Raw genomic sequence first — 12,971 nt, forward strand, 5'->3', positions numbered from 1 at the left:
CCATGCTGGAGGGAGATAATCGGTGAACAGCGAAATGACTAAATGTTTCTGAATGAAAAAGAACGAAATCATCAGGATTCCGTTCTTTTTTCATGCTACTCATCCTCAGTCTCCACTTCATTTTCATCATAGGAAATCCAGTCACTGAAGCTTCCCGGGTAGAGTTTAACATTATGGAATCCGGCCATTTTTAAAGCCATAATATTCGGAGTAGCGGAGACACCGGACCCGCAGGAAACCATAATTTCCTTATCTTTCGGGAGGCTGGCAAAGTGCTGACTCAGATCATCCGGATCCTTCCATCGTCCATCCTCGCTTAAAACGTCCTTATAAAAGTAGTTTATGGCTCCAGGAATGTGTCCGGCTTTTTTATATAAGGGTTCATTTTTGCCCAGATAGCGGTCTTTGGAGCGGGAGTCAATTAAAATCGCCGAGTCCTCCTGGAGCTTTTCTTTGACCTGATGAATATCTACTACTTCATCTGCTCTCGGCTTTGGAATAAAGGTTTTCCTTTCAGCAACGGGCTGTTTCGTCGTTATTTCATAGCCCTTTTCCTGCCAGCGTTCTAATCCACCGTCCAGAACATAGACGCTTTCGTGTCCTAAATAATGAAGGAGCCACCAGCATCTCCCTGAAAACATTTCATTACCCTGGTCATAGACGATGACGGTTGTATGTTGATCAATGCCGATATTTCCAATCTTTTGAGCAAACTCATTAATGTCCGGCAGAGGATGATTTCCGCCGTGCTCTGTTTTTTCACCGGCTAAATCCTTATTCAAGTCTAAGTAAAACGCTTGGGGAATATGGCCTTTGAGGTATGCTGCTCTGCCTGCACCCGGATTCGTTAACTCAAACCGTGTATCGACAATGACCATCTCATCGGAAGCATCCATTTTTGTTTTTAACTCATCGACAGATATTAGAAATGACAATCCTATCCCTCCAAATGACGTAGGTTTATCACGGATGAACTGGCCGTAATATCCCCACTTCAAGTCTTGAGGGTACCCCAAAAAGACTATGTGGGGATAAACGGCCAGTAGATTCCTGATAAGTTCAACTAACCATCAGTGGGGGATGGAGAAAAGTCCCACTAATGGAAGTTTCACTTTATGTTTATTCTAAATGAAAACGGTGAAAATGAATAGTTGTAAAAAAGGATGAAAGAAGGTCATCATTCCTTTATAATAGATTTCAACAAGAATATCGTCGGGAGAGATGAAATTGGTAACCATAAAAGAAATAGCAGAAATGGCGCAAGTATCTAGATCAACCGTTTCCCGAGTGCTGAATGACTCTGGATATGTCAGTGAGGAAGCAAGAGAAAAGGTAGAACAGGTCATAGAGGAAACCGGTTATGTTCCAAGTCAGTATGCGAAATCCTTACGTACAAAAAGGACAAAAGTCATTGGAGTCATTCTGCCGACTATACAGACCGAGACCCCGAGCAGAATTGTAACGGGCCTTGGCAAAGAATTGGAGGAGCACGGATACCAGATTCTCTTAGCCAATACCAATCACGACAAGGAGAAGGAGCTGGAATACCTGGATCTGTTAAAAGTTCGTCAAGTGGACGGAATTGTACTGATTGCCACGAACACGGCACCTAATTTAATAGAGAAAATCAAAGAATTACCCATCCCGGTCGTTATGATTGGCCAGGAAGCAGAGAATGTCATGTATGTTTCCTATAACGATTATGATGCAGCCCGTACACTTACATCCTTATTTATTCAAAAAGGTCATAAGAAAATTGGATTTATCGGAGTGGATGAATCCGACAAGGCTGTAGGGATTTTACGTAAACAGGGATATTATGATGAAATGCAGGCACACGGTTTACCTGTGGAAGAGAACTGGGTGCAAAAGGCAGTCTTCAATATAGATTCCGGTTATGATGCCATGAAGAAGATTCATACCTCAGAAGGCGTCCTTCCATCTGCTGTGTTTGCGGTAACAGATCGGCTGGCTATTGGAGCAATGAGTTATCTGAAACAGGAGGGGTTACGTATTCCTGAGGATGTAGCGGTAGCTGGGATTGGGGCTTCGGAAATTTCCCAGTACATTCATCCGAAACTCACAACCATCGATTATCAGAATGAAAAAGCTGGAGAGGAAGCAGCAAAACAGTTGTTATCCTGTATTCACTCAAAAAAAGTGAAAGAAAAAATGATCTTAGACTATAGACTAATAGAGAGAGATAGTGTATGATAGTACCTGAAATCGATTCCATGATTTATTTTTGAATAATGTGGAATCGATTCCACCCAAAAGAATACTTTTAAAGGAATAAAAAAATATTTTTATACAATGTGGGATCGATTCCACAAATAAAGGAGTGTACATCATATGTCTGATAACAAGAAAATTGCAGAAGAGCTGATTGAGGCCGTTGGCGGTACAGACAATATTCAATCTGTTACTCATTGTGCCACTCGTCTGCGCTTTATCATTCAGGATGAAGATAAAGTTGAAAAAGAAAAGGTGGAAGATATTGATAAGGTCAAAGGGGCCTTTTTTAATTCGGGACAATACCAGGTCATTTTTGGGACAGGTCTTGTGAACCGAATTTATGAAGAAGTCGCAAAATTTGATTTGAAAACGGCTTCCAAAGATGAACAAAAGCAAGAAGCTGCTGAACAAAATGGTAATCGTTTACAACGGGCTATCCGTACATTTGGCGACGTATTTGTTCCGATTATTCCTGTTCTGGTTGCAACCGGTTTATTTATGGGATTGCGCGGGCTGTTTGTACAGGAAAAGATTCTGGCCTTCTTCGGTTTGACCCCTGAGGATATTCCGGCGGATTTGCTGCTATATACGGAAATTCTGACTGATACGGCCTTTATCTTCCTGCCGGCTCTGGTTGCCTGGTCAACATTTAAAGTGTTTGGCGGAACTCCAATCATTGGTATCGTACTTGGGTTGATGCTTGTCAGTCCTTCACTTCCAAATGCCTGGGGTGTAGCTGAAGGTGCGGACCCGATTATGTTCTTTGGTTTTATCCCTGTTGTTGGGTATCAGGGTGCTGTTCTTCCTGCCTTCATAGCCGGTATTATTGGTGCAAAACTGGAAAAATCCATTCGAAAACGAGTGCCGGAAGCGTTAGATCTTATTTTAACACCGTTCCTTACATTGTTAGTGATGAGTATCCTGGCTCTATTTGCGATTGGACCTGTATTCCATACCGTTGAAAACTATATTCTTGATATTGTTCTGGCTCTACTTGAGCTTCCGTTTGGTTTAGCCGGTTTAATCCTTGGTTTCTTAAACCAGATTATCGTTATTACAGGTGTTCACCACATCTTCAACTTACTTGAAATTCAATTACTTGAGAACCTTGGGGAAAATCCGTTTAATGCGATTGTTACGTCTGCGATAGCGGCTCAGGGTGGAGCAGCCTTAGCTGTTGGATTGAAAACGAAAAATAAAAAGTTAAAGGCTTTAGCTATGCCATCGTCCGTATCTGCGTTTCTGGGTATTACGGAACCAGCCATCTTTGGTGTCAATTTACGCTATGGAAAGCCGTTCCTAATGGCGCTTATCGGTGGTGCAGCAGGTGGTTTTGTTGCATCCATTACAAACCTTGCCGGAACGGGGATGTCCATTACGGTTATCCCGGGAACCCTCCTTTATCTCAATGAACAGATCTTCCTGTATCTGCTCGTTAACATTATCGGAATTGCCGTAGCATTCGGTTTGACATGGATGTTTGGCTATTCAGACGAAAAACAGCTTAAAGAATAAATAACGATAAAGGAGCTTTTTATGCATCAGGAATTGAACAATCTCAAAAGGAAAGCACATGAACATGCAGAAGCTTATAAACATGTAGTTGCAGACGATCCCTATCGTCTGCACTACCACCTTATGCCACCTGTTGGGTTGTTAAATGATCCAAACGGTTTTATTTATTTTAAGGGAAAGTATCATATCTTTTATCAGTGGAATCCATTTGAAACGGCACACGGGGCCAAGTTCTGGGGACATTATATCTCTGAAGACCTTGTACATTGGGACAAGGCCCCCGCAGCTCTTGCTCCTGATCAGTGGTACGACAAAAACGGCTGTTACTCAGGCAGTGCAGTGGTTTCCGATGGAGAACTCTATTTATTTTATACTGGAAATGTAAAGGATGAAGCCGGAAATCGGGAATCCTATCAATGTCTGGCAACCTCCCATGATGGCATTCATTTTGAGAAAAAGGGCCCGGTCATTCACGTTCCACCTGGATATACCGCTCATTTTCGCGATCCAAAGGTGTTTCGTCATGAAAATAAATGGTATATGGTCATTGGTGCCCAGACCGAAGCAGAAGAGGGAGTTGTCGTACTTTATTCTTCAGAGGATTTATTAAATTGGAGTTTTCTGGGTCCTATAACTGGCAGCAGACAGAATCAACTTGGGGACTTTGGTTATATGTGGGAATGTCCGGATTTATTTCCTCTTGGGGACAAAGATGTGCTGATCGTTTCACCTCAAGGATTAGCTCCACAGGGATTTAAGTATCAGAACGTATTTCAGACGGGTTATTTTGCCGGTGAGGTTGATTACCAAAATGTTCGTTACCAGCACGGAGACTTTACAGAGTTGGACAAAGGGTTTGATTTCTATGCCCCGCAAACCACATTAGCATCCGATGGTCGCCGTCTGCTGTTTGGCTGGATGGGAAATTCAGAAGAAGGAGATGCTCGCCAGCCAACGCATGAACACGAATGGATTCATGCGTTAACCCTTCCCCGTGAGCTGGAATGGAAGGATGGAAGACTGTACCAGAAGCCGGTACGTGAGCTGAAACATTTAAGAAAGGACAACATCGAAAGGAAAGATGTTACTTTTGAGAGTGCGAATCCAGTTTCGTTTGACGGGATAAACGGAAATGTTTTTGAGCTTGAAGTATCTATTATTGATTGGAATGCACGCAGTTTCAGCATTAAAATTGGTAAAGCTGTAAAAATACGTTATGATACAATGGAAGGGATTCTATCATTGGAAAGAGAAGGATTCACCCCTGATAAGGAAATGGAATCAAGAAAATGCTATCTTGAGAATCTTCATCATTTGCAGATATACAAAGACACATCTTCCGTAGAGGTTTTTGTGAACCATGGCGAAGAAGTATTTACTGCACGTATTTTTGATGAGCCGGACGCACAATCGCTTGTTTTCCAGTCTGACGGCCAATTAACCGCAAGCCTGAATAAATGGAACCTCGAGAGAATCACAGAATTTTAAATAGTGGAGTGGTTAGATGTTAGGGAAATTTTTTAAAAAGAAGAATCAAGCTTCAGAAAATGCTGAGGTAAAAGATATTACGATTTTAGCACCAGTGTCAGGAGAACGGGTATCCCTTGAGGACGTTCCGGATCCTGTTTTTTCACAAAAAATGATGGGAGAAGGTGCGGCCATTCAGCCTAAAGAAGGCAAGATTTATGCACCTGTAAATGCGGATGTTATTCAGGTATTTCCGACTAAGCACGCGATTGGTCTGAAAGCCAATAATGGTGCAGAAATTCTGATTCATGTCGGCCTTGAAACAGTAGGGCTTGAAGGAGAAGGCTTTACTGCAAAGGTCAAAGAGGGCGACAAGGTCAAACAAGGGGATCTCCTAATGGAATTTGACATCGATATCATTAAGGAAAAAGCGAAGGATACCGTGACACCGGTGATTATCACGAATACTGACGATATGAGCGAAATTACCGTAGATGATACAGCTAAAGAACTGACTGCAGGTGAACATCCGCTGCTTAGAGTCAGTAAATAACCGCGTACTTCGCTGGAGTACAGCAGTGTCAGTTAAGGAGGAGAGGCGCATGTTGATTGGCGGCATAGAGGCTGGTGGAACAAAATTCGTATGTGCTGTCGGGGATGAAAACGGCAATATAAAAAATAAAACAACATTTCCTACAGAGGATCCAGATCAGACGCTTGAAAATGTAGAGAAATTTTTTAAACAATATGAGATCCAGGCGCTCGGTGTTGGTACATTCGGGCCGGTGGATCTGGATGCTAAAAGCAATACGTATGGGACGATACAGAAAACCCCTAAAATCAATTGGCAGTACTATCCTTTTTTACAAAGACTGAAGGAAATCTTCTCGATCCCGATTGCCATGGATACAGATGTCAATGCTGCATGTCTGGGTGAATTTACGTATGGAGCTGCCCGGAATGCGGATTCAAGTCTGTATATTACGGTAGGAACTGGAATCGGTGCAGGACTGGTGCAGCACGGCCGAATATTTCAGGGGAAAAATCATTCAGAAATGGGCCATATTCTCATTCCAAGACATCCGGATGATGACTTTAAAGGGAACTGCCCCAGTCACGGCACTTGTTTTGAAGGACTCGCATCAGGTCCTGCGATTGAAAAACGCTATGGGAAAAAGGGGCATCTGCTGGCTGAAGAGGCCCATGTTTGGGAGCTTGAAGCCTTCTACTTAGCCCAAGCCATTATGAGTTACTATGTTATCCTGTCACCAGAGAAAATCATTCTTGGTGGCGGCGTCATGAAGCAGGAAAAATTATATCCAATGGTCCAGAACAAATTTATGGATTTATTAAATGGATATTTAGAAGTGAAAAATGTAAAGAATCTGATTGTAGCTCCGGAACTCGATGATGAGCAGGGCGTCATTGGATCTGTTATGTTAGGGCTTAAAGCTTTGGAAATGAAGGCATAAGCCGTCGTGAATTTAGGAAAATTCGTTGTCCCAATCGTGGAATAGAATATTGACCGAACGGAAGCCGCCTGGAAATCCAGGTGGTTTTTTTATATGTATAATGAACGTGGGTAAACAGGAATAAGGCCGTAATATCAAGGGGAATTTATCTCGCTTTGAAGTTTATACTAAAGTATAGTTTTTCTTTCCGGTTATGTATGGTACCTTTTTATCATACAAATAGACAGAGCTTCATGAGTCAGTTGCACATCAGGGGGAATGGGGAGGTTGAAGATGAGAAAGGATGAGCTGGATAAAGAGTGGGTCACACTAATGGTTGAGGCGAAACAGATAGGTCTGACCATTGATGAGATTCGGGATTACTTTACAGACAAAGGTGCAGAAAAAAAGTTAGAAGCGAAAAAAAACGGTCTGAGGGTATAAGCACTAATTTGCTTTTAACAATTATACCATGCATTTGAAAACAGGGATTGGTAAGGGGCCAATTCCTTTTTGTTTTGTATAGATCAAAAAAGTTTCTATGCCGGCACCTCCACTCATTATTCATTAAAACGCCAATGGTACTAAGAAATTTCTCAAGGGAAAATATATGAATATGAATAAAAGTGTAATTTTGTCGATAGATGAATCGTCTTATACGTGAGTATGGCAATTGGGAGGAGAAGACTTTGACACATGAGGATACATTGACAACCTGGTTTCATCATTACAGTGATGATGTTTATAACTTTCTGATTTATTATGTGGGACACGGGGATGTGGAGGATATGGTTCAGGAGGTATTCATCAAGGCCCTGAATCATATAGATACCTTTAAACACGAGTCCAAGCCGAAAACGTGGCTCTTTAGTATTGCCCGTAATGTTGCGATTGATCATATGCGAAAAAAGAAGAGGAATCGCAATAAGGAATCGAAATTAATCCAACATAAACAAACCGTAAATGAGAAGTCCCCAGAAGACATTTATCAGTTAAGTGAAACCAGAAAAGAAGTTTACCAGGCGATGCGATGCCTGAAAAAGAATTATTATGAAGTCCTCCTGTTGCGCGGTATTCAGGAATTATCTGTAGAAGAGACAGCTGGAGTATTAGATTGGAGTCAGAACAAAGTAAAAGTGACATTTCACCGTGCAATGAAAGCCTTAAAGAAGCAATTGGGAGGGGTAACATGAGAAAAGATGAGCTATGGGATGAGTTAGGGTCATTTCCAAAGGACCAGCAGATAAACGGGCAAGTGAAACAGGAAATGCTGCAAAATCTTCAATCTGAAGCTTTACAAAAGAAACAGCAGCGCATAAAGCCTTCGAAGCCGCGTAAGCCTGGAATGGTGTTAAAAAGAGTATCCATCAGTTTTGTAAGCCTGGCTGTTTTATTCATTGCAGGAACCTTTTTATTCAGTGAAATTCAAATGAACCAGCAAACGACACCCCAACAGAATGAGGACGGAAAACAGGATACAATGCAAATGCAGGATGCTGACCAGGGAGAACAGGCAAAGACGCCGGAGCCATTGGAAAAAGAGGATGCGCTTCGGATCTTAAGGGAATTTAAATCAACATTTAATGAACTTTATCATCAACGTAGTGGGGATGACCAAAAGGTGACAGGTATCCAATCACTTGAGGAAGTGAAGAAAAAGCTGGAAACGATGATGTCAGCTGACCTGGCTCAATGGTTTACGGAATCCTATTTCCGTGAACAAAATGGAGAAGTGTATGTCGTTGCCATGGATGGGCCAACATGGCTTCAGGAGGATATCCCCTTTGATTTGGAAAAGATAAGTAACACAGAGTATAAGGTGCATCAGGAAAGAGACAACGAGCAATTAGGGCACCGGATCATGACCTATGTTCTTGTCTATGATGAAAATCGCTGGATTGTTGACCGAATAGAAAGTGAAAATCTGGACCAATAAAAAAATAGACACGAATGACTTTCTCTACAGAGGAGCCATTCGTGTTTTTTATTGTCTAGGAAATTATAAAATTACGAATTTGTAGATAAAAAATCATGAGAGGCCACGTCCGGCTCCAGCGCCCAGCGACTAGCGTGACTTCCCTCACCTCCGTCCGATAAGTCAACATTGACTCACGCTGTTCATCGTGTTTCCTTTATCTCCTCCGGCAGATTTACATATTGGTTAGTAAATCTTATCCCCGTTAAAAATGGAATTTTTCACGACGACATAATCAACATGTCGAATGGATTTTAATTCCTTGCCTCCAGCATAGGAGATGGAGGATTGCAGGTCCTGTTCCATTTCATTCAGTGTATCCTGTAGCGGGCCTTTGTAATCGACATACATTTTTTTGCCCTCAACGTTCCTTTTTTCTCCTTTTTGAAACTCGGAAGCGGAGCCAAAATATTCTTTATAAAGCTTTCCGTCCTTTTCAACGGTTTCTCCAGGTGACTCTTCATGGCCGGCAAAGAGAGAGCCAATCATGACCATAGTTGCACCAAAACGGATAGATTTGGCGATATCCCCGTGAGTACGGATTCCTCCGTCCGCAATGATGGGCTTACTAGCTGCCTTTTCACACCAGCGTAAAGCGGCCAGCTGCCAGCCTCCAGTACCAAAGCCAGTTTTAATTTTGGTTATACAAACTTTTCCTGGGCCAATCCCGACTTTTGTAGCATCTGCGCCGGCATTTTCCAGTTCTCTGACGGCTTCAGGTGTTCCCACATTTCCGGCAATCACAAAACTGTCCGGTAAGTGCTTCTTAATGTGCTGAATCATTTCAATAACAGCGTTGGAGTGACCGTGGGCAATATCAATGGTGATAAATTCAGGTATCAATCCTTCAGTAGCTAATTGTTCAACAAATTGATATTCCTCTTCTTTCACACCGACACTGATCGATGCAATCCTGCCATTTGCCTGCATGTCCTTTACAAAATCACGACGGGTTTCAGGTTCGAAGCGATGCATAATATAGAAATAACCGTTTTCGGCTAAATAACGGGCAATTCTTTCATCAATAATGGTTTGCATATTCGCAGGTACCACTGGAAGTTTAAATGTATATCCTCCAAGTTTTACAGATGTATCGCATTCTGTTCGGCTTTTTACGATACATTTTGCTGGAATTAACTGAATATCTTCATAATCGAATACGTTTTCCATTGTCATCCCCCTAAAAGACGAACGAATTTATATAGTGCAATTAAAATGTTCGCCTATATGAATTTACAATAAATTTTAGTGAATGTCAAAGTTTTTTGATATCTTTATTGATTTTCAGTCTGAACTTGTTGTTATAATAGGTTTAATTATTTTCTAACACGAATTTTTAAAGGGGATAGGTAAATATGAAGTTTTCCGGGAAAATGAATCATTTTCAGACGTCTATTTTTAATGAACTGGCAGACTATCAAAAACAAAAGATAAATGCAGGCTGCGAAATGATAGATTTGAGTATTGGCAGTCCGGATCTTCCGCCACCTGAATTTGTCAGGGAGGAATTAGCCGGAAATGTAAAAGATCCTTCCCAGTACGGTTATACATTGACAGGGACCGATGATTTTCTTCAGGCGACAGTGGATTACTACAAGGAGCGGTATGGTGTATGTCTGGATGCAAAAGAAGAGGCCCTAATGGTCATGGGGTCACAGGACGGCCTTGTTCATTTGCCCCTGACCATTACCGACCCTGGGGATTTGATTTTAGTACCCGATCCTGGCTATACGGCTTATGAAACAGGGGTTTCCTTAGCTGAGGCCACTCCCTATAAAATGCCATTGAAAGAGGAAAATCATTTTTTGCCTGATTTGGACGCCATCCCTGAGGAGGTCAGGAAAAAGGCAAAGCTGATGATTTTGAATTTCCCCGGGAATCCTATTCCTGCCCTGGCCTCACGGGAATTTTTCGAAAAAGTAGTCGAGTTTGCCAAAACCTATAAAATAACGATTCTACATGACTTTGCCTACTCCGAATTGTATTATGAGGAGAAGCCAATCAGCTTTTTATCAATTGAAGGTGCAAGGGATGTAGGGATTGAATTCAACTCTTTATCAAAAAGTTTTAATATGGCCGGCTGCCGGATTGGCTATGTGGTTGGAAATTCTGAAATTATTGAAGCCTTGAGCCGCCTGAAATCAAACCTGGATTATGGGGTATTTTTGCCAATCCAAAAAGCGGCGGTAAAGGCTTTGCGGAATTCCGCACAGTTCAGTGATGATTTACGAATGATCTATCAGGAGCGTCGTGACCAGTTTGTGAATGGATTGCATCAGGCAGGCTGGAGTGTTGAAAGTCCGAAAGCATCTATGTTTGTATGGGCCAAGGTCCCACATGGAATAGATTCCGAATCATTTGCCTATCAATTAATGGATGAAGCCGGAATCGTTGTCGTTCCTGGCCAGGCCTTTGGCGAAGAAGGAGAAGGCTATGTTCGTATTGCACTTACCCAGGATAAAGACACACTGCGGCGCGCGGCCGAAAAAGTGAAGGAAAGCGGCTTATTTTTATCACGCATTAACTGGCCGTAATGCCCCCACCTCAAGTCTTGAGGGTAACCCATCAAGGCTAAGTGGGGATAAACGGCCAGTAAATTCCTGATAAGTTCAACTAACCAAAAACCCTTGCTGATGGAAGTTTCACTTTATCTGAGTCAGCCGGCCGCTAAAAAAATAGAAGCATACGTCTGTCTGTCTTTTCGTTTTCGTGTAAAATGGAATCATATACAGATTAATGACGCTAAGAACAAAGGAATAGATTTGCATAACATCAGGAGTCATTGCAACTGAGGGAAAAAGTAGGTGATCTGAATGTGGTCATGGCATCCGGTCCAGCTGTCTCTTTTTGTGGCAACCATTGCCGCAGTTATAACATTTATCCTCGCCATTTACGCTGCATACGGGATGATACGGAAACAGAGAAGAGGAAAGGCACTGGTCGAAACATTATTTTTTATGCCGCTGGTACTGCCGCCGAGTGTGGTTGGCTTTCTTCTGCTTATCGTGTTTGGGGATCAGGGGCCTTTTGGAAAACTATTGGAATGGCTGGGAAGTGATGGGGTTGTATTTACTCCTACAGCCGCTATTATCGCAGCAGGTGTTGTTGCCTTTCCATTAATGTACCAATCTTTGAAAACCGGTTTTCAGTCTGTTGATTCCAACATTTTGGGGGCTGCTAAAGTGGACGGGGCTTCGGAATGGACGCTTTTAACCCATATCATCATCCCAATGTCTTCAAGGTCATTATTAACAGCCCTGATTCTTGGCTTCACCCGTGGATTCGGCGAGTTCGGGGCAACATTAATGTTTGCGGGTAATATTCCGGGAAAAACACAAACCATTCCGACCGCCATCTATTTTGCCATAGAATCGGGCCAAAATCAGCTTGCATGGTCGTATGTCTGGATCAGCATTGGATTTTCGTTCCTTTTACTCCTGCTGGCAAATCGAGTAAGAGCCTAGCTTTGCTAAGTTTTTTCATCGAAGCATATTTTTTCCTTTTCATCAAAAGATAAAAACAGACAGAATTAGAGTATGGAATCATAAAGGATGGTAGGCTGTGCAAATAAAAATTGAATGGACTTATACAACAGCTAAAGGAACGGAAGTATTTTTTCAATCAGAGAACATGACGGTAGAAAAAGCTGTGCTGGTAGCAGAGGATATAGAAAAGACAGGCCGGGCCAAGCATGTACATTTTATCGATCATCAGGAGAGCTCATGGAAACTGAAGGAATTAAAGAAGTACATGGAGGGCATTCAGACAGAACCTCACAATGTTACGGTTTATTTTGATGGTGGCTTTGATCGGGAATCCAGGCATTCAGGATTGGGCTGTGCCATTTATTATGATCAGAATGGGAAATCCTATCGTTTGCGAAAAAATGCTGCTGTAGATGAGCTGAAAACGAACAATGAAGCGGAATATGCTGCCCTTCATTTAGCGTTACAGGAGTTGGAGTTTTTAGGCGTCCATCATTTACCGGTCACATTTATCGGGGATTCCCAGGTTGTGATCAATCAACTGAAAGATGAATGGCCCTGCTTTGAAGAGGAGCTTTCCAGGTGGATGGACCGGATTGAAGAAAAAACACACACCCTCGGAATCCAGCCTGACTATCAGCTTGTCGGCAGAAAAAAGAATCAGGAGGCAGACCATCTCGCTTCACAGGCTTTGAAGAATATTGAAATTATGAGCACCATCGAATTAGATGCTGAATAGATTGTGGGGCAAAAACATACCAGATTGCAAAGGCTTGTTCCGGTAACATCTTTACAAACTGCTGACATTTGTTAGCAGTTTGTTTGTTTTCCTTAGATGGATTG

13 protein-coding genes are annotated in these 12,971 nt (G+C 42.2%); 11 read left to right on the forward strand and 2 right to left on the reverse strand.

Going from position 1 to position 12,971, the window contains the following annotated elements; all coding sequences use genetic code 11:
- Positions 1 to 95: 95 nt before the first annotated feature.
- A complete protein-coding gene (locus tag ABD006_RS09690; protein WP_343840127.1) occupies positions 96 to 935 on the reverse strand; it encodes a sulfurtransferase in 840 nt (279 codons plus the stop codon).
- 292 nt (positions 936 to 1,227) lie between these two features.
- Here ABD006_RS09690 and ABD006_RS09695 point away from each other — a divergent pair, with 292 nt between their 5' ends.
- The 8 genes from ABD006_RS09695 (at position 1,228) to ABD006_RS09730 (ending at position 8,604) form a co-directional block, all read left to right on the forward strand.
- Entirely contained in the window at positions 1,228 to 2,214 is a 987-nt protein-coding gene (locus ABD006_RS09695; RefSeq protein ID WP_343840129.1) for a LacI family DNA-binding transcriptional regulator, read from the forward strand.
- A gap of 138 nt (positions 2,215 to 2,352) precedes the next feature.
- Positions 2,353 to 3,750: a sucrose-specific PTS transporter subunit IIBC gene (locus ABD006_RS09700; protein ID WP_343840131.1), complete on the forward strand. Its 1,398-nt coding sequence runs from the start codon at positions 2,353 to 2,355 to the stop codon at positions 3,748 to 3,750.
- A 21-nt stretch (positions 3,751 to 3,771) separates the two neighbouring features.
- Complete coding sequence (locus ABD006_RS09705) at positions 3,772 to 5,238, forward strand: glycoside hydrolase family 32 protein (RefSeq protein WP_343840133.1); 1,467 nt, start codon at positions 3,772 to 3,774, stop codon at positions 5,236 to 5,238.
- 16 nt (positions 5,239 to 5,254) lie between these two features.
- On the forward strand, positions 5,255 to 5,770 hold the full coding sequence (locus tag ABD006_RS09710; RefSeq protein ID WP_343840134.1) for a PTS sugar transporter subunit IIA: 516 nt from the start codon (positions 5,255 to 5,257) through the stop codon (positions 5,768 to 5,770).
- A 52-nt stretch (positions 5,771 to 5,822) separates the two neighbouring features.
- A complete protein-coding gene (locus ABD006_RS09715; protein ID WP_343840338.1) occupies positions 5,823 to 6,689 on the forward strand; it encodes an ROK family protein in 867 nt (288 codons plus the stop codon).
- A 273-nt stretch (positions 6,690 to 6,962) separates the two neighbouring features.
- Positions 6,963 to 7,112, forward strand: a complete 150-nt coding sequence (locus ABD006_RS09720) for an anti-repressor SinI family protein (RefSeq protein ID WP_343840135.1) — start codon at positions 6,963 to 6,965, stop codon at positions 7,110 to 7,112.
- 245 nt (positions 7,113 to 7,357) lie between these two features.
- Complete coding sequence (locus ABD006_RS09725; protein ID WP_343840137.1) at positions 7,358 to 7,861, forward strand: RNA polymerase sigma factor; 504 nt, start codon at positions 7,358 to 7,360, stop codon at positions 7,859 to 7,861.
- The gene (locus tag ABD006_RS09730) at positions 7,858 to 8,604 is read left to right on the forward strand and encodes a hypothetical protein (RefSeq protein ID WP_343840140.1); all 747 of its coding nucleotides are present in this window, start codon (positions 7,858 to 7,860) and stop codon (positions 8,602 to 8,604) included. The genes ABD006_RS09725 and ABD006_RS09730 overlap by 4 nt, the downstream gene beginning before the upstream one ends.
- A gap of 225 nt (positions 8,605 to 8,829) precedes the next feature.
- On the opposite strand, the gene guaC is transcribed toward ABD006_RS09730, so the two are convergent.
- Positions 8,830 to 9,813: a GMP reductase gene (gene guaC / locus ABD006_RS09735; protein WP_343840142.1), complete on the reverse strand. Its 984-nt coding sequence runs from the start codon at positions 9,811 to 9,813 to the stop codon at positions 8,830 to 8,832.
- 185 nt (positions 9,814 to 9,998) lie between these two features.
- On the opposite strand from guaC, the gene ABD006_RS09740 reads away from it, so the two are divergent.
- From ABD006_RS09740 to ABD006_RS09750, 3 genes are all read left to right on the forward strand, one after another.
- On the forward strand, positions 9,999 to 11,177 hold the full coding sequence (locus ABD006_RS09740) for an LL-diaminopimelate aminotransferase (RefSeq protein WP_343840145.1): 1,179 nt from the start codon (positions 9,999 to 10,001) through the stop codon (positions 11,175 to 11,177).
- Positions 11,178 to 11,456: 279 nt separating this feature from the next.
- On the forward strand, positions 11,457 to 12,107 hold the full coding sequence (gene modB, locus ABD006_RS09745; protein ID WP_343840148.1) for a molybdate ABC transporter permease subunit: 651 nt from the start codon (positions 11,457 to 11,459) through the stop codon (positions 12,105 to 12,107).
- A 97-nt stretch (positions 12,108 to 12,204) separates the two neighbouring features.
- Entirely contained in the window at positions 12,205 to 12,867 is a 663-nt protein-coding gene (locus ABD006_RS09750; RefSeq protein ID WP_343840151.1) for a ribonuclease H family protein, read from the forward strand.
- Positions 12,868 to 12,971 lie beyond the last annotated feature (104 nt).

This window comes from Salinibacillus aidingensis (genome assembly GCF_039522525.1).
Taxonomy (GTDB): domain Bacteria; phylum Bacillota; class Bacilli; order Bacillales; family Alkalibacillaceae; genus Salinibacillus; species Salinibacillus aidingensis.

Coding starts and splice junctions, on each gene's coding strand:
- ABD006_RS09700 (WP_343840131.1), top strand. CDS start 2,353: ATGTCTGATAACAAGAAAATTGCAGAAGAGCTGATTGAGGCCGTTGGC.
- ABD006_RS09705 (WP_343840133.1), top strand. CDS start 3,772: ATGCATCAGGAATTGAACAATCTCAAAAGGAAAGCACATGAACATGCA.
- ABD006_RS09710 (WP_343840134.1), top strand. CDS start 5,255: ATGTTAGGGAAATTTTTTAAAAAGAAGAATCAAGCTTCAGAAAATGCT.
- ABD006_RS09720 (WP_343840135.1), top strand. CDS start 6,963: ATGAGAAAGGATGAGCTGGATAAAGAGTGGGTCACACTAATGGTTGAG.
- ABD006_RS09730 (WP_343840140.1), top strand. CDS start 7,858: ATGAGAAAAGATGAGCTATGGGATGAGTTAGGGTCATTTCCAAAGGAC.
- guaC (WP_343840142.1), bottom strand. CDS start 9,813: ATGGAAAACGTATTCGATTATGAAGATATTCAGTTAATTCCAGCAAAA.
- ABD006_RS09740 (WP_343840145.1), top strand. CDS start 9,999: ATGAAGTTTTCCGGGAAAATGAATCATTTTCAGACGTCTATTTTTAAT.
- modB (WP_343840148.1), top strand. CDS start 11,457: ATGTGGTCATGGCATCCGGTCCAGCTGTCTCTTTTTGTGGCAACCATT.